We start from the raw sequence: 20,980 nt of genomic DNA, 5'->3' as shown, positions 1-20,980 counted from the left end.
GGTTTTTTGTTTCTTTGCATAAAATTTAGATTTTATGAATTATCTATCAGTTGAGGGCATTGCAAAAGCATATGGAGAAAAAGTGTTATTTGACGACCTTTCTTTCGGAATTAATAAAGATCAAAAAATAGCTTTTGTTGCTAAAAATGGTAGTGGAAAAACCTCTATTTTAAATATCGTTGCAGGGGTTGATACTCCTGATGCTGGACAGGTTGTTAGTAGAAAAGATATCGATATTGCGTATTTATCGCAAGCCGATACGTTAAATCCTGAGTTAACGATTGAAGAAACTATTTTTTCTACGGATAATAAAGTTTTATCAGTTATAAAACAATATGAAAAAGCCGTAGAAAATCCTGATAATGCAGATGCTTTTCAAGAAGCTTTTGAATTGATGGAGCAATACAATGCGTGGGATTTTGAAACACAATACACGCAAATTTTATCAAAATTAAAATTAGATAACTTACAATTAAAAGTAAGCAAATTATCTGGAGGGCAAAAAAAGCGTTTGGCATTGGCAATCGTACTTATCAAAAAACCCGATTTATTAATTTTAGATGAGCCAACAAATCATTTAGATTTAGAAATGATTGAATGGTTAGAGGCTTTTTTCGCTAAAGAAAAAATCACCTTATTTATGGTTACCCACGACCGTTATTTTTTAGAGCGTGTGTGTAATGAAATCATCGAATTAGACAACGGACAATTATATAAATACAAAGGAAATTACTCATATTATTTACAAAATAAAGAAGAACGTTTAGCGCTTGAAGCAACCAATTTAGGAAAAGCAAAAAGTTTATTCAAAAAAGAATTAGATTGGATGCGTCGTCAACCAAAGGCTCGTACGACAAAATCGAAATCTCGTACCGATGATTTTTATGAAATCAAAGAAAAAGCACACAAACGCCGTAATGAACACGAAGTTCAGCTGGAAATTAATATGGAGCGTTTAGGAAGTAAAATTTTAGAACTTCATAAAATGCAAAAATCGTTTGATGATAAAGTGATTTTAAACGGTTTCGATTATGTGTTTAAACGTGGCGAACGTATCGGAATTATTGGTAAAAATGGTACGGGAAAGTCATCTTTTTTAAACATGCTTACTGGCGGAATCGAATTAGATGGCGGTAAAGTTGTGGTTGGTGAAACTGTCAAGTTTGGGTATTATACGCAAAATGGAATTGTTATCAAACCAGGACAAAAAGTTATTGAAGTCGTAAAAGAATTTGGAGAATATATTCCGTTATCAAAAGGACGTAAAATATCGGCAGGACAACTTTTAGAACGCTTTTTGTTTGATAGAAAAAAACAACACGATTTTGTTGAAAAATTAAGTGGAGGAGAGCAAAAGCGATTGTATTTATGTGCTATTTTAATTCAAAATCCAAACTTTTTAATTTTAGATGAGCCAACCAACGATTTAGATGTTGTTACTCTAAATGTATTGGAAAATTTCTTATTAGATTATCCTGGTAACTTAATGGTAGTTTCCCATGACCGTTACTTTATGGATAAAATTGTTGATAACTTATTTGTGTTTAGAGGCGATGGAGTTATTGATAATTTTCCTGGTAATTATTCTGATTTTAGAGCCTATGAAGATTCTAAAGTAAAAGAAGCAAGAGAAGTAAAAAATGAAGCTAAAAAAGTAGTTGCCACTCCTGTTAAATCAGCGAAAAAAGTAGCTTTAAGTTTTGATGAAAAACGAGAATGGGGCTTATTAGAAAAAGATATTGAAAAACTTCAAAAGAAGAAACAAGTTATTGAAACAAAGTTTATGAATGTGGAGTTTTCTCCTGAAGAAATTAACGATAAATCAAAAGAACTTCAAGAAATTATCGAAGCTCTAGAAACCAAAGAAGAACGTTGGTTTGAGCTTTCAATGAAAATTGAAGGTGAATAATTTAAAAATAACAGTTGTTTAAAAAAAATAAAGAAAACACGTTTAAAAATATTTTAAACGTGTTTTTTTTATCTGATTTATTACGTGTTTTATACTTTTATAATATCCGATTCATCAAGTAACGGTTTGTTTAAAAAACGTAACAAAAGCTGTGCAACGGCAATCGTATCTCGCTCACAATATTCAACAATGCGAGGAAGGTTTTTTTCTTGATAAAATATTTTTGAAATTTCACTACCATCAATATCTTGCTTTGGCGAAGGAATATCCAAAATAGTAGTTAATAATTGCAAGGAAGTATAGTGTTTGTAATCGCCAAATTTCCACAATTCTAAGGTGTCTAAATGTGGAATTTCCCAGGGCTTTTTACCAAATAAATTCAGCTTTTTAGGCAAATCAATACGGTTGATAATCATGCGACGAGCAATATATGGAAAATCAAATTCTTTACCATTATGAGCACATAATAAATACTTATCTTGGCTGAAATGCTTATCGAGTAATTTTTTAAAATCAGCTAAAATAGTAGCCTCATTATCTCCAGAAAAAGACCTGATTCGAAGTTGTTTTTTATCTTCCATAGCCACAAAAAAACCAACCGAAATACAAATTATTTTTCCAAATTCAGCCCAAATTCCTGCTCGATGATAAAAATCGTTGGCATCAATTTCTTCTTTTCGTTGATACGCCGTTTTTAACGCATAAAGTGCCTGTTTTTCTTCGGATAAATCAGTGAAAAATTCCTGTTCAGGAACGGTTTCAATATCTAAAAATAAAATATTTTCTAAAACTGTTTTTTGTAGCATTTTTTAAAGGTATAGGTGATGTTCAGTATCGATTTTATAAAAAAACAACATAAAGATACAAGATAAATATACAAGATAAAGATATAAAAAGATACAAAAATCAAAATAAAAAAATAGTAAGCATATTATCCGCTAGTAGTTAAGCAGAATGTTTATGAATGATTAAATCAACGTTAAGTTAAACCAGAAATACCAAGGTTTGTAATTTTATAGTTACTTTTGGGTAACATAATATAAAATGACTTATGAACACGAATGATGTTAAAATTTTACTAGTTGATGATGAGCCAGATATCCTAGAAATTGTTGGGTATAACTTAAAATCAGAAGGCTATCAAGTTTTTACGGCAAGTAATGGTGCTGAAGCAGTAAAATTAGCAAAAAAAGTAATCCCGCATTTAATATTATTAGATATTATGATGCCTCAAATGGATGGTATTGAAGCCTGTGAGAAAATTAGAAATATTAAATCATTAGAAAATGTAATTATTTCTTTTTTAACTGCTAGAGGTGAAGATTATTCACAAATGGCTGGTTTTGATGCTGGTGCTGATGATTATATTACCAAACCCGTAAAACCAAAAGTATTAGTTAGTAAAATAAAATCGTTACTAAGACGCTTAAAAACCGAAGACAAAACTGATGCAACCACAACATTAGGCGATATTGTTATCAATAGAGATGAATATGTCGTATTAAAAGGTGATAAAAAAATAGCCTTACCAAGAAAAGAATTTGAATTATTATCATTATTAACCTCAAAACCTGGAAAAGTATTTAAAAGAGAAGTAATTTTAGATAGCGTTTGGGGAAATGAAGTAGTCGTTGGTGGACGTACAATTGATGTTCATATTCGTAAATTACGAGAAAAAATTGGTGATGATTTTTTCAAAACCGTTAAAGGTGTTGGGTATAAATTTGTACTAGAAGAATAAAATACGAGTAATATTTGTATCAAAAAAAATCAATAAATTAATAAAAATTAGGTAGATTGCTGTAAAAGCAATCTATTTTTTTATATGAAAAAAATCAAAAAAACATACCGATATGCCTTGTGGTCGGCATTTTATTCTACGTCAATTTCTGTTATAATAGCCTTATTATCCTATTTCCTGTTGATTAATTTATTAGGAATCGGTGCTGTTCTTGTTTTTGGAATTGTCATGTTTATTTTTTCTTTTTTTATTATTCAATATCGAGCGGAACACTTTATATATCGAAGAGTAAAAAAATTATATGAAGAAATTTCTATTTTAGATGTCAATGATTTAGAACGAAAAACAGTAACCACCGATGTAGAAGCATTAACCAAAAGTTTGCAAACTTATGTCGAAGATAGAAGTAAGGAAATCGTAGTATTAACACAACGAGATTCCTTTCGAAGAGATTTTTTAGGAAATGTAGCGCACGAATTAAAAACACCACTTTTTACTGTGCAAGGCTATATTTTAACCCTGATTGAAGGAGCTGCTGAAGATAAAGAAATCCGTACTAAATATTTAGGAAGAGCCAATAAAGGAGTCGAACGTTTAGCTTCTATCGTTAAAGATTTAGACATGATTGCTAAATTAGAAACTGAAGGAATGAAGATGAATATTGAAACTTTCAATATTATTGAACTGATTCAAAATGTTTTTGATTTGTTTGAAATGAAGGCTAAAAAACGAAATATTACCTTATTATTCGATAAAATATATGAATTTCCTCGTTTTGTAAAAGGAGATATTGAGCGTATCGAACAGGTGTTAATCAACCTGATTGTAAATTCTATAAAATATGGAAAAATAGGCGGTAGCACTATGGTTAGTGTCGAAAGTTACAATCCGAATAAGTTTATTATCAAAATAATTGACGATGGTGAAGGAATTAAAGAAGAACATATTTCTCGTTTATTTGAACGTTTTTATCGAGTAGATCGAAGTCGTTCTCGAGATCAAGGCGGTTCAGGCTTAGGATTATCGATTGTAAAACATATTATTGAGGCTCATAATGAAACCATTTTATTAAAAAGTGAATATGGTAAAGGTTCTGAATTTTCATTTACTTTAGAAAAAGCGATGTAATTTAAATTTAATAAAAAAAGGAGTTGTTTTTAGCAACTCCTTTTTTTGTTTTTATAATTGACGAAATAGATTCTTACATTAATTTAAGAGAATTTAAACTAAGTCAAAACCAATATCTTTTCTATAATTCATTCCTTCAAAAGAAATTTTGTCGATACTTTTATATGATTTATCAAGGGCTTCTTGAATAGAATCTCCAAAAGAAGTAACCGCCATCACTCTTCCTCCGTTTGAAACTACTCTTCCATCTTTCAGGGTTGTTCCTGCATGAAAAACAATCGAATCTTCTGCTAAATCGAAACCAGTAATTTCTTTTCCTTTTTCGTATGCTTCAGGATATCCACCTGCAACTAACATAACTGTTGTTGCTGTTTGAGAAGTTACTTTATATGATTTTTCATCTAAAGTTCTGTTCGCAACACCTTCGAATAAATCCACTAAATCAGATTCAATTCTTGGTAAAACAACTTCTGTTTCAGGGTCGCCCATACGCACATTGTATTCTACAACTGATGGATTTCCGTTATCGTTCATTAAGCCGATAAAAATAAAGCCACGATAATCAATTCCATCTTTTTGTAAGCCGTTAATGGTTGGTTTCACTACTAAATCTTCCACTTTTTGTAAGAAATCATCGGTTGCAAAAGGAACAGGAGAAATAGCACCCATTCCACCAGTATTTAAACCAGCATCGCCTTCGCCAATTCGTTTGTAATCTTTGGCAGAAGGTAAAATTTTATAGTTTTTTCCATCGGTTAAAACAAATACAGAAAGTTCAATTCCTTTTAAAAATTCTTCAATAACAACGGTTGCTGAAGCATCTCCAAATTTTTGATTGGAAAGCATTTCTTTTAATTCTGATTTTGCTTGTTCTAAATCAGTTAAAATTAAAACACCTTTTCCACCTGCTAATCCATCCGCTTTTAAAACATACGGAGGTGATAACGTTTCTAAAAAAGCCTGTCCTTTTTGTAAGGTTTCGCTGGTGAATGATTCATATCTTGCGGTAGGAATACCATGTTTAATCATAAATTGCTTTGAAAAATCTTTACTTCCTTCTAACAAAGCACCGTCTTTTTTAGGACCAATAACCGCAATATTTTTTAACTCGCTATCAGCTAAAAAGAAATCGTGAATCCCTTCGACTAAAGGTGCTTCAGGACCTACGACAACCATGGTAATGTCATTTTGTAAAACAACCTCTTTTACTTGGTTAAAATTTGTTGGATTAATAGCGATATTCGTAGCTACAGCACTTGTTCCCGCATTACCAGGAGCTACAAAAAGCTTGGTTATTTTGTTACTTTCAGAAAGTTTTTTTGCAAAGGCATGTTCTCTACCTCCAGACCCTAAAATTAAGATATTCATGATATATATGGTGTGTTTCGTGTTGTTTTTGTCTTGTTTTATTTTGCAAATATAAGTATTAAAACAGCTGTTCTAGTATTTTTTGAGTAATGGCATAGGTAGGTGTTACACCACTCATTCCTAAACCTCCAGAGGCGAGTGTTGCGCCTGTTTCTAGTGGATTATCAGAGGCATAATAGGCGTATCGTACTTTAACATCTTCTCGAATATTTCCTCTAATTTTTGATGCTGATTGAATGGCTTTTTGATAATGAGCACCTTCCATTTCGAGTCCGATTACATTCCAAGTAGAATCGTGAAAGAATTTAAGTAAATCTTTATTTTGTAGTGAAGTTCCCAGTACACTGACCATTGCACCTTCAAAAACGTTTACGCCAAAACCTTCTAAATCTTGTTTGGTTAATTCATTTTTAAAAGGATAATTATCTGCTGTACCTTCAAAAATATGTGCCGATGGAATCATAATATCGCCTTTTCCTCCCTCTAAGATTCCTGCTTTTCCCATAATAGAAATTGACGCTACCTCTAAATGAACTGTTTTAGTGGTTGTTTTATGTTTAATTTTATAGGGTTTTAGTAGTTCGTCCATGGTTTCAAAGGCTTGTTCTCCAAAGGCGTAATCCATCACGATGAGTACAGGTTTTTGAGCTGCTGAATTGACTTTATCAAAAGAAGTATTTTCAAAATTTATTTTATCAGTATCAATAATTTGAACGTTGATATTTGTTCCAGAAGTATCTTTTATATAGATTAATCCATTTTCGGAAGCATATTTTTTTACTTCTTTTTGTAAATTTTGGCTATTAGCGTTGCTTAATGCTTCAAAAAGTTCAAAATTTTTGTATTTTTTTGCTTCTTTTGGCAAGGCATTTTTAGCATAAATACTATTCATAACACTGTGCATATTAGCACTAATAATATGAATTGGACGTTCTAATAAGTTATTTTCAAGAAGATTTTTTTTGATAGTATTTGCCCAAATTTCGCCATAAAAATGATGTCCAATTTCTTCAATTAACACGCTACTAAATTTAACAGAACGTTTTTGATCGTTTAGCGTTTCGTTGATAGCAAGTTTTCCTAACCAGTAAATTAAATGAAAGAATCGGTTTGGATTTTGTTCAGAAGCAAAGGTATTGTAAGCGTCATATATTTGGTCATAACTCCGTCCTAAAATATTTCCAAGGTGTACTACAAGCACATCTTTTTCTTGATGATTCAGTGTTTTATTGTAGAGTACGGCATCTTCTAAAATGAGCCATTCTCTGATAAATCCGTCTTCATTGTCGTTTATAACACGGTCTTTTATTTTATGTGATTCAATAAATAGAAAGGTAATATGAGTTAGAATATCGTAAATTTCGGAGCGTCCTCGTGTAATTTCAATATTCATTTGGTCTTTATCGATACGATAACAATTTCGTCTTCTTTTAGGTGGGATAATTGTTTTAAATTCAGAATTTTTAAAGCCTTCATCGGCAGTTAAATAGATGAATCGGCATTCTTCAATTCCTTCAGGCAATCGTTCAATAACGTATATAAGTCCGTTTAATTCGGTTTTATCTTCGGCGATTGAGCCGTAAATTTCGGGTCTTAATTGCAGTAATGATTTTCGTAATGTTTCACCAGAGATTCCCATTGGTTTATAAAATCCACGACTAAATAAATGACGCATCGAGATGTATAATTTTTCAATGGCATTGGTAGATTCTTGTGATCTGCTACGTTCTTTATGAGTTGGTTTTTGCATCTTTTTTTTACATCAAATATACCAAATACAACTTATAGAAATAATGTAAAGGGTTTTATTTGGCTAAAATATGTTGATATTTTTTTTGATTATCCAATAATTTCACGGCTTTTTCAATAGTTGTATCAGTATGAAGTTGTTGTTTAAATACGCCTTGTTGATACGCATTTCTTTTGATAAGTTCTTTTTGTATTTCTTTGGATAAAAAATCTTGATTGTCTCTTATTTTTTCAATTTTATCAGCTTTTAATTGTTGCGTAATACTGTTATAGGTTGTTGAAATTGTGGTATTATTTTTTACAGAAGTATAGGCTTTTTTAAAGAGTTTTTCTGGAGTTGTTACAAAACTGGTATCTATAGTTAGTAGGTATTTTTCAAAATTTTTAAAATCTAAATTTTTAGAAGTTGATTTTTTCTGTATAAAATCGGTTACAAAATTAAAGATAGCTTTTGATTGTAATAATTTTTTTGTTTCGGCTGATTTTTTAGCAAATCCTGTTTTTATATCAGGAGTTACGCCACCGCCATCGTAGACTTTTCGTCCATTTTTGGTGGTAAATATATGAGTCGCTGTTTCTGAAAATTTAGGAATTTTTCCTGTCTTTACATTTCGATTTGCATAATCTAATTCTTGAATACAACGTCCGCTTGGCGTATAATATTTAGAAATAGTGGCTTTCATTTGTGTACCGTAATTCAGTTTAAAATAACGTTGCACTAAACCTTTTCCAAAAGAGCGTTCGCCCATAATAACGGCTCGATCATAATCTTGCAAAGCTCCAGATACAATTTCAGAAGCCGAAGCTGAGCGGTCATTTATTAAAACAACCAACGGAATTTGAGTATCTAAAGGTTGTTGATTTGTGTTATAGGTTCGTGTATTTTTTTCAATTTTCCCACGGGTATCGACTACTTTTAATCCTTTAGGAATGAATAAATTAGTGATATTTACGGCATCATATAACGAACCTCCAGGATTGTTTCTCAAATCGAAAATTAACTTTTTCATTCCTTTTTCCTTGAGTTCCTTGAAAGCATTGCGTACTTGTTCGGTCGCTTTTTGATTGGTAAATTTACGCAAAACAATATACCCTGTTTCGCTATTAATCATGCTATAAAATGGCACAGGATTTAAAATAACTTTATCTAATTTTAACTTAATTTCTTGAGTCTTATTATTGGTGTCAATACGTAATGAAAGTTCTTTGTTAGGCGTTCCTTTTAACGTTTGTGAGCGTTGTTTTTTAGGCAATTCAGCTAACTTTTGACCATCGACCCAAGTAATAATATCCCCGATTTTTAAACCTGCTTTATCTCCAGAAAATCCTTGGTAAACCTCCGAAATAACCAACCCTTTTTTATTGTTAAAAATAGCAATTCCCAGACCACCATATTCACCTTCACGTCTGATTCTGGCAGTTTCAACATCTTGTTCGTTATAAAAATTTGTGTAAGGATCTAAATTTTTAAGCGTACTTTTAATCGCTTTGTCCGTTAATTCCGCAGGATTAATCTCATCAATATAATTAATGTTTAATTCCTTAAATAAATTGTTGTAAATCTCTAGTTGCTTTGCAATTTCAAAAAAACGAGATTGAAACGAAAATAATCCGCCAATAATAAGGATAAAAATTAAAAAAAATAGTTTCTTTTTCATCATCATTATTTAGTGGTTTACTTTTTCGATGTATCGTTCATCTTTCCATTTTCTTCTTTATTGATTTCTGCAACAAAAAGAGTTAGTAATTTCTTCATTTTAAGCGCTAAATCAGCATAAGACCAATGATCTTTTGCAATATAAGAAATCATGAAAATATGAGGCTTTTGTACCGCATCATATACCGTATATTTTTCTTTTCGATACGTTTCACGCAATAATCGTTTCAGGCGATTTCTATCAACCGCACTCTTAAAATTCCTTTTCGCAACAGAAACTCCTACCTGAACAGGAAATTTCGAACTATGTTCCGTTTGTATATATACCATGCGAAGTGGAAAAACTTTAATAGATTTTCCCTCTTCATAGAGCTTGCCTAGTAGCTTTTTGCTCTTTAATCGTTCTTGCTTGCCTAATGTAAATTTCATCTGATACAAACATACATAAACATACACAAAACTGCACAATCTTTATAAAAATTAACCAACTTATCAAGATTGCCAAAACAATATAAAAAAATCTAGCCCCGATTGAAGCAATTGTTTGAGCTCTTTTTTTGATTTTTCTTCAAAAAAAAGCGAGTGCGGAAAGCGGGAAATAGCTCCAAAAAAAATAAAAAAAAATTAACTAGAAAATCAAACAAAAAATGAAGATATAATACTCGAAAAATAAAAAGAAGAAGCACTCTAGACGCTAAACCACTAACATATAAATAGAGCACTTCTTCTAAAAATTAACTATAAAAAAACCATACTAAATTAAACTTTATCAATAAAAAGAAATGTCCCAAATAGTAGCCCCCCAGCATAATATATTAGAACATTTCTTATAAAGAATAACTATAAAAAAACATATTAGATTAAACTTTAATTTAAAAGAAATAGCCTAAATAATAAGCCCCCCAGCATAAAATAAAAAGTATTTCCTTTTAAAGAATAACTATAAAAAACTATAAATAAAATTTATTCCTTCTTTTTACCAGTACTTCCTGTACCAATAAGAATTAAAAGAGTCGCAACTAATCCTACACAAACAAGTGCGAAAATTGCAATCATAATAGTACCGTTTGTCCAAGAAACCAGTGGTAAATTAACCAATTGTATCATATTATATTCTTTTCCGACAAAAATAGCACTACTTCTGTGTTTAAAATATGATTTTTATCAGGTTTTGAAAATTTATCGTTAATGCCTTGTTTTTTTAACCCCTAAATTGACTAAGTATTTGTTTTTAAGAAAAATACACGACCTATAAGTACCGTTTTTATCCACCATTTCTTTGTTGAAATAGCCTCTGAAAAGAGATTTATCACACTAGAAATTAACGAATATTCGGCATAGATTTTGTATGTTTCTGTTTAAATAATTTAAAAAAAAAATAACCAAATAAAACCGTTTCTAATAATTTAAATCCGTAATTTAAATCCTTTTTTTCAAATTCAAAATCATTAAAAAAATATCTACAAAAATATGATTCAAAATTTTATAATAAGTCTATTTATATTGAGCAGTTTTATTGCTAAAAGTCAAACGAGTAATATTGTTACTGCTTCCGAATTAGATGCCTTTAAAATAAATAATATTTCATTAGCAGATCTCAAAAAAACACAAGGAAAACAAGACGCAGTTAAAGCCTTATTAGGAACGATAACATCTTATAAAACGGCTGAAAATAATAGTACTTATTTTGTTTTTGATGGATTTACTGTTGATTTTTCAACCCTTGAAGGAAATACAATTTATATCGAATCTTTTGAAATAAAAAACAATCAATATAAATTAACCCTAAAAAATAGTAGCATTACCGTAGGCGATGATATTAAATTATTAGGAACTGTCGTTTTTAGCCCAGGAAGAAATGGTGCAAAAAGTATCATATATACGCCTTGCGAGGATTGTGATAATTTTATTAATATTGAATTTGATCAAACAAGTAATCGCATCACAAAAATTAGCTATTTAGATATGTCTTAGCATTTATTTTTTTAAATGGATATTTTCAATTTTATAAATATAATTTTTATTCTTTATTTTATATTCGATAATAGCTTGATTGTCTTTTAATTGATACGGAAATTTTTCTTTATTTATAAGAATTTTGTTTCCGTATTCTTTTTCAGGATTGACATCTAATACCAAATTTTTTATCGCTTTATTTATCGCTGTTTTAGAATGTGCACTAATATATTTTTTACCCATTGTATGCTCAATAATAGGATTCATTATTTTATGTTTGAAATATACTTTTTCAAAATCAACAGTTTTATCCGATGTAAATTCAATTATTAAATTCAGATTGCTATTATAAAGTGAATCATTAACAAGAGAATAAGATGCTTTTTTTATGCTAAAAGGCAAAGTATCATTTGATGTAACACTAGCACATTGTGTTAAAAAAAGTATTAAAAATAAGATTCCAACTAATTTCATAGTAGTACTTTTTAGGGTTTAATTTTATATATTACAACTAATATACCAAGTTATAAAAGATAAGGTTTATAATATCTTAAAAAGATTAAAACTTAATCAATACAAAATATTTATATGAGCATTAAAGAAAAACTGTATGAACAATGTGTAATTTTTGTAGTAAATCGTTTAAAAACAGTCGAAGAAATTATTTCATCGAATCAAAAAGCTTTGCAATCAGAAACTAAAAGTTCGGCAGGCGACAAGCACGAAACAGGAAGAGCAATGCTACAATTAGAAATGGAAAAAGCAGGGCAACAACTTCACGGAATTATCAAAATGAAAGAAATACTTTCTAAAATAAATACTCAAAATTCGCAAGAAAATTCAAAAATCGCACACTTAGGAAGTCTTGTGAAAACAACCAAAAATTCGTTTTATTTAAGTATTAGTTCAGGGCAATTAATCATTGATAATCAGCCTTATTTTGCCGTTTCTGTATCTTCGCCAATTGGTCGTATTTTATTAGGGAAAAAACAAGGCGATAGTTTTGTTTTTGATACTATGGAACAAAAAATTGTGGAAATTTTGTAGTAATAATTCACTATAATAAAAAATTAAATTTTAAACTTCAGTGAAACTATTTCATCAATTTCCATTTTTGTAGGATGCTTTAAAAAGACAAATCGACTGTTATAAATTACTTTTATCAGCCAATGAGAACCTTTAAAATAGACTTCTTTTACCACAGCTTTACGTGCTGAATTTGCTACAATTTCTATTTGATGTGGATATAATAAAATAGTTTTTTCTACTTCTTTTTGATTGATAACAATTTCGTTAACGGTATCAAATAAAGACGCAACATATTTTATTTTTGGATTTTGATACAAATGTTGAGGCGTATCGTTGGCAATTATTTCCCCATTTTGAAGAACAATAACATGATCGGCAAAAGACAAAGCATCTGTTCCTTGATGCGTGGCTGTAATACAAGTAATTTTCTTTTTATTCAGATAATTAAATAAGTTTCTACGCAGTGAATTTTTTTTGAAATTATCAATTTGACTAAAAGGTTCATCAAGTAATAATAATTGTGGTTCTTTAGCCAAAGCCTTTGCAATTGCTACGCGTTGTTTTTGTCCACCGCTTAGGTTTTCTACTTTTGTATTGGCGAAATCGGTCATTTCAATAATGTTCAATAACTCGTTGGTTCTTTTTTGAGCTTCCTCGGGATGAAAACGAGATAAGAATTTTTTAATATTTTCACTAACGGAAGTAAAGGGCATTAAATCGAAGTCTTGGGCTACGTATTTAAAAAAATCGACGCCAGGAACTAAATAATATTCAGGTCCTAGAATTTGAAAATCATTATAAAAAATAGTTCCACTTTTTAAATCTAATAATCCGTAAAGGGCTTTTAATAAAGTTGATTTTCCACAACCACTTGCGCCCATTATACATAAATGTTCTCCTTTTTGAAGGGTGAAATTGATGTTTTTTAGGATTATTTTTTCTTCGGAATATTCGAATGTAATGTTGTTTACTTGTAGCATAGTTGCAAAAATATAATTTCTATTTTAAAATAGTGTTACTGTTGTGTTTATCTTTTTGTTTTAAGTTAAAATGCACGCGTTAGCGATTGTAGCAATTGTTTGAGGGCTGTTTTATTTTTCTTTTGAAAAAATAAAAAAAGCGAGTGCGCAAAGCGCGAGCCTTGTGATAACGCCTAAATTATAAACACAAAAAACCGATACTTTTGCATCGGTTTTTTATGAATTTTATTGATATTTTACTTTTTATCTTGATTTGGCAATTCTTTAAAACCCATGTTATATAAGGTAAATCCGAAAATATCGGCATATTGTTCGATAGTTTTGGCAACGGGAGTTCCAGCGCCATGACCCGCATTTGTTTCAATACGAATTAATACAGGATTTTCGCCTTGTTGCTTGTCTTGTAGTTCAGCCGCAAACTTAAAACTGTGGGCAGGAACGACACGATCATCATGATCGCCAGTCGTTACCATTGTTGCAGGATACCCCACTTTTTGAACATTATGTACAGGAGAATATCCGTTTAAATAATCGAACATTTTTTTGTTATCGGCTGATGTTCCATAATCATACGCCCAACCTGCACCCGCAGTAAACGTGTGATAACGTAACATATCTAAAACTCCAACGGCAGGCAAAGCGACTTTCATTAAATCGGGGCGCTGTGTCATTGTTGCACCAACTAATAATCCACCGTTTGAACCTCCACGGATTGCTAAATAATCCGAAGAAGTATATTTTTCTTTGATTAAATATTCTGCTGCAGCGATAAAATCGTCAAACACATTTTGTTTTTTTAATTTCGTTCCTGCATCGTGCCATTTTTTACCATATTCACCACCACCACGTAAATTAGGAACTGCATATACTCCGCCTTGTTCCATCCAAACGGCATTTGCAATGCTAAAAGCAGGTGTTAAACTGACATTAAATCCGCCGTAACCGTATAAAATAGTTGGATTTTTCCCGTTTAATTCTAAGCCTTTTTTATAGGTAATTATCATCGGAACTTTTGTTCCATCTTTTGATGTATAAAATACTTGTTTACTTTCGTAAGCATCCGAATTGAAAGAAATTTCAGGTTTCCAAGATAAAACATACGTTCCATCTTCAGGATTAAATTTATATGATGAGCTTGGTGTATTGTAGTTTGTAAATGAAAAATAGATTTCTTTAGCTTTTGTTTTTCCGCCAAAACCACCAACAGAACCAACACCTGGAAGTGTTACTTCACGGATTAATTTTCCATCAAAGTCGTATTGTAAAACTTTAGAAACGGCATCAACCATATATTCTGTAAAAAAATAACCTGCACCTGTTGATGGGGATAATACGTTTTCAGTTTCTGCAATAAAATCTGCCCAATTTTCTGGTGTCGGATTTTTAGCATCCACCGTTACTATTTTTTTATTTGGTGCATTTAAGTTGGTAACTAAATATAATTTGTCGCCACGGCTGTCAATTACATACGTATCGTTATCGTAAGTATCGGTAATGGTAACTAACTTACTATTTGGAGTTGTTAAATCTTTTAAAAATAATTTATTTCCTGATGTTGAGGTTGCCGCAGAAATAAGTAAATATTTGTTATCCTCAGTTAAAGAACCGCCAACATACCTATTTTTTTCTTCGGATGTTGCACCAAAAATAACTTTGTCGGTTTTTTGTGGCGTATTTAAAGTATGATAATATAATTTATGCTGGTCTGTTTTTGCTGATAATTCGCTTCCTTCAGGTTTATCGTAGCTAGAATAATAAAAACCTTCGTTGCCTTTCCAAGCAATTCCAGAGAATTTTACATCAATTAAAGTATCACCAATTACTTCTTTAGTTTCGGTGTTTAAAACAATAATTTTTCGCCAATCGCTTCCTCCTTCAGAAATTGAATACGCTACGATGCTTCCATCTTTGGTAAAACTTACCGAACCTAATGAGGTTGTTCCATCTTCAGAAAAAGTATTTGGATTTAAGAATATTTCTTCTTTTCCTTCGGAATCTTTTCTATATAAAACAGCTTGATTTTGTAAGCCGTCATTTTTATAAAAATAGGTATAATCACCTTCTTTAAAAGGCGTTCCTAATTTTTCGTAATTCCATAATTCTGATAACCTATTTTTTAGTTGCTCACGATACGGAATTTTACTTAAATAAGTAAAAGTAACCTTATTTTCGGCTTTTACCCAATTTTCGGTTTCGGTGCTTTTATCGTCTTCTAACCAACGATAATTATCGGTTACTTTTGTTCCAAAATAATCATCTACAATTGGTTTTTTAGCGGTTTTAGGATAGTTTAACATTGTGTTTTTTTGAGTGTTTTTTTGAATATCTTTTTCAGAATGCTTTTCTTTTTTGCAAGACATCAAAATAGTACTGATACAAAAAATAGAAAAAAGTATTTTTTTCATAGTATAAGGTTGGTTAATTGTTTCAAAGTTAGTAGAAAAAAGAAATAGTAGCCTATTTTTTAAGATGACTTTAACACAAACTGATACTAAGTTAATACAGCTGTAATTTTAAACAAAAAAAACGACTATCTTTATAATTGAAAATTTTCAACATTAAAAATGAGTGAAAAATCAGTAAAAAAAGAATAAAAAATTAGTACGATATAGCATGACAGAAAATTTAACAAAAGAAACTTTTTTAAAAAAAGTATTTAATTTTGAAGAGAATAAAGAATGGAAATTTGAAGGCGATAAACCTGCATTAATTGATTTTTATGCTGATTGGTGTGGTCCTTGTAAAGCATTAGCACCCGTTTTAGAAGAATTAAGTAATGAGTATGCAGGAAAAATTAATATCTATAAAATTGATACGGAAGCTGAGCAAGAATTAGCTGCAGCTTTCGATATTCGAAGTATTCCTTCAATGTTGTTTTGCCCTGTTGGTGAAGCGCCTCAAATGGCGAACGGAGCATTGCCAAAGACCCAGTTAGTACAAATTATAAGAGATGTTTTAAAAGTTGAAAAATAAAGTTTATTTTAAGTTAAAAAGTGATGTTTTAACATCACTTTTTTTGGCTTAAAAAAGTAAAATAGCGAACTGCGTGAGTATCACACTTCAAGCTATTTTTTTGTTTTTAAATGATTGTTTTTAAGGATGTTATTCTTTTGTAGAAAACCTCCTGTTTTTTACTTTTTTTTCAATTTGTTGAAAACTTCAAGGGATTTGTGAATAAGTAAAGCTTTCGGATTTTAGCAATTTTTAAGACCTTTGTAAAGTTCTTTATAAAGAATATTTAAAGATTTTTTAGAGAATATAGTAACGAATCAAATTATCACAATTAGCACATATATAATGACAAGCATCGAACCAATTTTACAAGAAAATAAAGATAGATTTGTAATTTTTCCAATTCAACATGATGATTTATGGGACTGGTATAAAAAACAACAAGCTTGTTTTTGGACTGCCGAAGAAATTGATTTATCCGTAGATGTTATCGATTGGGAAACTAAATTATCGGAAGACGAACGTTATTTTATTAAACACGTTTTAGCTTTTTTTGCCGCTTCTGATGGAATTGTAAATGAAAATTTAGCAGAAAATTTTGTGAATGAAGTACAATATTCAGAAGCAAAATTCTTTTACGGTTTTCAAATAATGATGGAAAATGTACACTCTGAAACCTATTCATTATTAATTGATAGTTATGTGAAAAATGAAGCAGAAAAAGATCAATTATTTAAAGCAATTGAAGTTTTTCCAGCCATAAAAAAGAAAGCAGATTGGGCTTTAAAATGGATCGAATCAGATTCGTTTGCAGAACGTTTAATTGCTTTTGCAGCCGTAGAAGGTATTTTCTTTTCAGGATCGTTTTGTTCAATTTTTTGGTTGAAAAAACGAGGATTATTACCAGGATTAGCTTTCTCTAATGAATTAATTTCCAGAGATGAAGGAATGCATTGTGATTTTGCAGTTCATTTGCACAATCATCACATTGTTAATAAAGTATCTAAAGAACGTATTCGTGAAATTATTTTAGATGCCTTAACTATTGAAAGAGAGTTTATTACAGAATCATTACCTGTAAGTTTAATTGGAATGAATGCCAAATTAATGACGCAGTATTTAGAATACGTAACCGACAGATTATTGTTAGAATTTGGTTGCGATAAAGAATATAATGCAACCAATCCATTTGATTTTATGGAAATGATTTCTTTAGAAGGAAAAACAAATTTCTTTGAAAAAAGAGTATCAGAATACCAAAAAGCAGGTGTTTCTTCTGGAGGTACAGGAGATATCAGTTTTGATGCTGATTTTTAGAGAACAATACTACTGCTAATCCCCTACAAGTAGTAATTTTTTACCACAAGTTTCTTTAAAAAGAAACAAATTTTATTAAACGATATACGTTACGATAGCGCTATATATTAGATCACAATATTATTATATATGTGCATGATTTATATAGTGTTATCGTAGCGTTATCAATCAAATTAAAACTATAAAAAAAATATGTATGTAGCCAAGAGAGATGGGAAAAAGGAGCTTGTAATGTTCGATAAAATTACAGCAAGGGTTAAAAGAATGTGTTATGAATTAAACCCTATCGTAGATCCTGTAAAAGTAGCGATGCGTGTTATTGAAGGTTTATATGATGGCGTAACCACTATAGAATTAGATAATTTAGCCGCTGAGGTTGCTGCAACAATGACCACTGCACATCCTGATTATGCTAAATTAGCAGCAAGAATTGCCGTATCAAACTTACATAAAAACACCAAACCATCGTTCTCTGAAACGATGATTGATTTATATGAATATGAGAATCCTCGTACTCAAAAAAAATCACCTTTATTAGCGGATGATGTTTATGAAATCATCATGAAAAATGCTGATAAATTAGATACTGCGATTGTTTATAGACGTGATTTTAATTATGATTACTTCGGATTTAAAACACTTGAACGCTCGTATTTATTAAAATTAAATGGCATTATTGTAGAGCGTCCGCAACATATGTTGATGCGTGTTTCAATCGGTATTCATAAAGAAGATATTAACGAAGCAATCGCAACCTACGAGTTGATGAGTAAAAAATATTTTACCCATGCAACACCAACGTTATTTAATGCAGGTACGCCAAAACCACAAATGTCGTCTTGTTTTTTATTGCAGATGCAAGATGATAGTATCGAAGGAATTTATGATACGTTAAAACAAACTGCAAAAATATCACAATCGGCAGGAGGGATTGGTTTATCGTTACACAATATCCGTGCTACGGGAAGTTATATTGCAGGAACAAACGGAACTTCAAACGGAATTGTTCCGATGTTAAAGGTGTTTAATGATACCGCTCGTTATGTAGATCAAGGAGGCGGAAAGCGTAAAGGTTCTTTCGCGATGTATTTAGAGCCTTGGCATGCCGATATTTTTGAATTTCTAGATTTAAAGAAAAATCACGGGAAAGAAGAAATGAGAGCACGTGATTTATTTTATGCCATGTGGATTTCTGATTTATTTATGGAACGTGTACAGCAAGATGCTGATTGGACATTAATGTGTCCGCAAGAATGCCCTAATTTATTTGATACTTATGGGGAAGAGTTTGAGCGTTTATATACAGGATATGAAGCGGCTGGGAAAGGTAGAAAAACCATCAAAGCACGTGAATTATGGGAGAAAATATTAGAATCGCAAATTGAAACAGGTACGCCGTACATGTTATACAAAGATGCTGCAAACCGTAAATCGAATCAAAAGAATTTAGGAACTATCCGTTCTTCAAATTTATGTACCGAAATTATGGAATATACTGCTAAAGATGAAGTAGCGGTATGTAATTTAGCATCTATCGCAATACCAATGTTTGTTGGAGAAGATAAAAATGGTGTTACGTTTTTCGATCATAAGAAATTATATAAAGTAACCAAAAAGGTTATCAGAAACCTCGATACAGTAATTGATCAAAATTATTATCCTGTTGTTGAAGCCGAAAACTCAAATACGAGACACCGTCCAGTAGGTTTAGGGATTCAAGGACTTGCCGATGCGTTTATTATGTTACGCATGCCTTTTACTTCGGATGAAGCTAAAAAGTTAAATCAAGAAATTTTTGAAACCTTGTATTTTGCAGCGGTAACTTCATCAATGGAAATTGCAAAAGCTAAAGAACCATATTCAACCTTTAAAGGGTCACCAATGTCTAGAGGAGAATTTCAGCACAATATGTGGGGAATTAAAGAAGAAGACTTAAGTGGACGTTGGAATTGGAGTAATTTGCGTAAAGATGTAATGAAACATGGTGTTCGTAATTCGTTATTAGTAGCACCAATGCCAACAGCATCTACTTCTCAGATTTTAGGAAATAACGAAGCTTTTGAACCATATACGTCTAATATTTATACGCGTAGAGTATTATCTGGTGAATTTATTGTGGTAAACAAACATTTATTAGAAGATTTAGTAGCTCTAAATTTATGGGATAATTCAATGAAAGAAGATATTATGCGTGCAAACGGATCTATCCAACATATTGCGACTATTCCACAAGATTTAAAAGATTTATATCGAACGGTTTGGGAAATGAGTATGAAAGATATCATTGATATGGCACGTGATAGAGGCTATTTTATCGATCAATCTCAATCGTTAAATTTATTTATGAAAGATCCTGATTATGCCAAGTTAACTTCTATGCATTTCTACGGTTGGAGAGCTGGATTAAAAACAGGAATGTATTATTTACGTACTAAATCGGCAGTAAATGCAAAGCAATTTACCTTAAATATTGATAAAACTGTAGATGTTATCACCGAAGATAAAGCAATGAGTCCTCAGGAATTTAAAGCAATGGTAGACGCCTCAAAAAATACGGTAGAAGAAGATGATTGCCTAATGTGTGGTTCTTAGAATTAAGAGAAATTAAAAATAAAAATTATAATTAAAGAGAAGTCGAAAGGCTTCTCTTTTTTATTTTGATTATTTTTTAAAAAGTTTTTCAGATAAAATTTAAAGAAAATTTAAGAGTTTTCAAAAAAATATTTTATGACGTATTTACACCAAAAAAAACATTTTTTAAGTCTTTTTTGAGTGTTTTTATTCGTTTTTCAAAAGTCGTTTTTTTTACGTAATTTAAATTCTTGATTACTTATTTTTGGTTTAAAACAGTAATTTGTTAAAATTTTGGCGATTTTATTTTAAATTTCAGTTACAAAAACAACATCAAAATATAGTTTATAAAGAACAGTCTAAATAGCTATTTATTAATAGATGTTACGGCGGATAAATAATTGCTAATTACTTTATTTTTAGTTCTTTTTTACGTATTTTTCAATTTGTTTTTAGTTGATTTTCGCTTGTTTTTTTGATGTTTTATCGTGTAAATAATAGGTGAAATATCATCTAAAATTATAAAAAAGTAAGCGTTATTTAAACCAATTCTAAATGTTAAATAAAAGAATTGTTAAAGCTTGTAAAAGATGTGAATACCCCTTAAATTTGTTAGAATATTA

General features: G+C 30.6%; 17 protein-coding genes. 8 read left to right on the top strand and 9 right to left on the bottom strand.

The genetic code is table 11. The features are described 5' to 3' along the window. Positions 1-34: 34 nt before the first annotated feature. Positions 35-1,909 (top strand): ABC-F family ATP-binding cassette domain-containing protein, encoded by a 1,875-nt coding sequence (locus L0U77_RS02820; RefSeq protein ID WP_233897618.1) that lies wholly within the window; start codon positions 35-37, stop codon positions 1,907-1,909. 89 nt (positions 1,910-1,998) lie between these two features. Here the strand turns inward: L0U77_RS02820 and L0U77_RS02815 are convergent, their stop codons facing one another. Continuing rightward, positions 1,999-2,715 carry a 3'-5' exonuclease gene (locus tag L0U77_RS02815; RefSeq protein ID WP_193699953.1) on the bottom strand — a complete coding sequence of 239 codons (717 nt, stop codon included), beginning with the start codon at positions 2,713-2,715 and terminating at the stop codon, positions 1,999-2,001. Between the two features lie 245 nt (positions 2,716-2,960). Between L0U77_RS02815 and L0U77_RS02810 the strand changes: the two genes are divergently transcribed. Beyond that, entirely contained in the window at positions 2,961-3,650 is a 690-nt protein-coding gene (locus L0U77_RS02810) for a response regulator transcription factor (protein WP_233897619.1), read from the top strand. Between the two features lie 84 nt (positions 3,651-3,734). After that, positions 3,735-4,778, top strand: coding sequence for a sensor histidine kinase (locus L0U77_RS02805; RefSeq protein ID WP_233861599.1), 1,044 nt, complete (start codon positions 3,735-3,737; stop codon positions 4,776-4,778). 93 nt (positions 4,779-4,871) lie between these two features. Here L0U77_RS02805 and purD read toward each other — a convergent pair whose 3' ends face one another. The 5 genes from purD to L0U77_RS02780 form a co-directional block, all read right to left on the bottom strand. Continuing rightward, the gene (purD, locus tag L0U77_RS02800) at positions 4,872-6,146 is read right to left on the bottom strand and encodes a phosphoribosylamine--glycine ligase (RefSeq protein ID WP_233899990.1); all 1,275 of its coding nucleotides are present in this window, start codon (positions 6,144-6,146) and stop codon (positions 4,872-4,874) included. 58 nt (positions 6,147-6,204) lie between these two features. Beyond that, positions 6,205-7,896, bottom strand: coding sequence for a DUF6909 family protein (locus L0U77_RS02795; protein ID WP_101918548.1), 1,692 nt, complete (start codon positions 7,894-7,896; stop codon positions 6,205-6,207). A gap of 55 nt (positions 7,897-7,951) precedes the next feature. Continuing rightward, positions 7,952-9,553, bottom strand: a complete 1,602-nt coding sequence (locus tag L0U77_RS02790) for a S41 family peptidase (RefSeq protein ID WP_233900700.1) — start codon at positions 9,551-9,553, stop codon at positions 7,952-7,954. 17 nt (positions 9,554-9,570) lie between these two features. Next, a complete protein-coding gene (rnpA, locus tag L0U77_RS02785) occupies positions 9,571-9,981 on the bottom strand; it encodes a ribonuclease P protein component (RefSeq protein ID WP_101918550.1) in 411 nt (136 codons plus the stop codon). 534 nt (positions 9,982-10,515) lie between these two features. Further along, positions 10,516-10,659, bottom strand: coding sequence for a hypothetical protein (locus L0U77_RS02780; RefSeq protein WP_159459607.1), 144 nt, complete (start codon positions 10,657-10,659; stop codon positions 10,516-10,518). A gap of 396 nt (positions 10,660-11,055) precedes the next feature. On the opposite strand from L0U77_RS02780, the gene L0U77_RS02775 reads away from it, so the two are divergent. Then, positions 11,056-11,526 (top strand): hypothetical protein, encoded by a 471-nt coding sequence (locus tag L0U77_RS02775; protein WP_233900699.1) that lies wholly within the window; start codon positions 11,056-11,058, stop codon positions 11,524-11,526. A 3-nt stretch (positions 11,527-11,529) separates the two neighbouring features. Here L0U77_RS02775 and L0U77_RS02770 read toward each other — a convergent pair whose 3' ends face one another. Then, a complete protein-coding gene (locus L0U77_RS02770) occupies positions 11,530-11,982 on the bottom strand; it encodes a hypothetical protein (protein WP_101918552.1) in 453 nt (150 codons plus the stop codon). A 114-nt stretch (positions 11,983-12,096) separates the two neighbouring features. On the opposite strand from L0U77_RS02770, the gene L0U77_RS02765 reads away from it, so the two are divergent. Beyond that, a complete protein-coding gene (locus L0U77_RS02765; RefSeq protein ID WP_233900698.1) occupies positions 12,097-12,555 on the top strand; it encodes a GreA/GreB family elongation factor in 459 nt (152 codons plus the stop codon). A 23-nt stretch (positions 12,556-12,578) separates the two neighbouring features. On the opposite strand, the gene L0U77_RS02760 is transcribed toward L0U77_RS02765, so the two are convergent. After that, positions 12,579-13,517 carry an ABC transporter ATP-binding protein gene (locus L0U77_RS02760; RefSeq protein WP_233897623.1) on the bottom strand — a complete coding sequence of 313 codons (939 nt, stop codon included), beginning with the start codon at positions 13,515-13,517 and terminating at the stop codon, positions 12,579-12,581. A 236-nt stretch (positions 13,518-13,753) separates the two neighbouring features. Then, entirely contained in the window at positions 13,754-15,922 is a 2,169-nt protein-coding gene (locus L0U77_RS02755; protein WP_233900697.1) for a prolyl oligopeptidase family serine peptidase, read from the bottom strand. 208 nt (positions 15,923-16,130) lie between these two features. On the opposite strand from L0U77_RS02755, the gene trxA reads away from it, so the two are divergent. The 3 genes from trxA to L0U77_RS02740 all read left to right on the top strand — a co-directional run bounded on the left by trxA (position 16,131) and on the right by L0U77_RS02740 (position 20,378). After that, positions 16,131-16,490: a thioredoxin gene (gene trxA / locus L0U77_RS02750; protein ID WP_233900696.1), complete on the top strand. Its 360-nt coding sequence runs from the start codon at positions 16,131-16,133 to the stop codon at positions 16,488-16,490. Positions 16,491-16,814: 324 nt separating this feature from the next. Beyond that, on the top strand, positions 16,815-17,786 hold the full coding sequence (locus tag L0U77_RS02745; protein ID WP_101918557.1) for a ribonucleotide-diphosphate reductase subunit beta: 972 nt from the start codon (positions 16,815-16,817) through the stop codon (positions 17,784-17,786). A gap of 192 nt (positions 17,787-17,978) precedes the next feature. Beyond that, positions 17,979-20,378: a ribonucleoside-diphosphate reductase subunit alpha gene (locus L0U77_RS02740; RefSeq protein ID WP_233900695.1), complete on the top strand. Its 2,400-nt coding sequence runs from the start codon at positions 17,979-17,981 to the stop codon at positions 20,376-20,378. The last annotated feature ends 602 nt before the right edge of the window (positions 20,379-20,980 follow it).

Origin of the sequence: Tenacibaculum piscium (assembly GCF_021390715.1) — a bacterium.
Classification (GTDB): Bacteria; Bacteroidota; Bacteroidia; order Flavobacteriales; family Flavobacteriaceae; genus Polaribacter; species Polaribacter piscius.
This window is presented reverse-complemented; position numbering and strand designations above follow the sequence as displayed.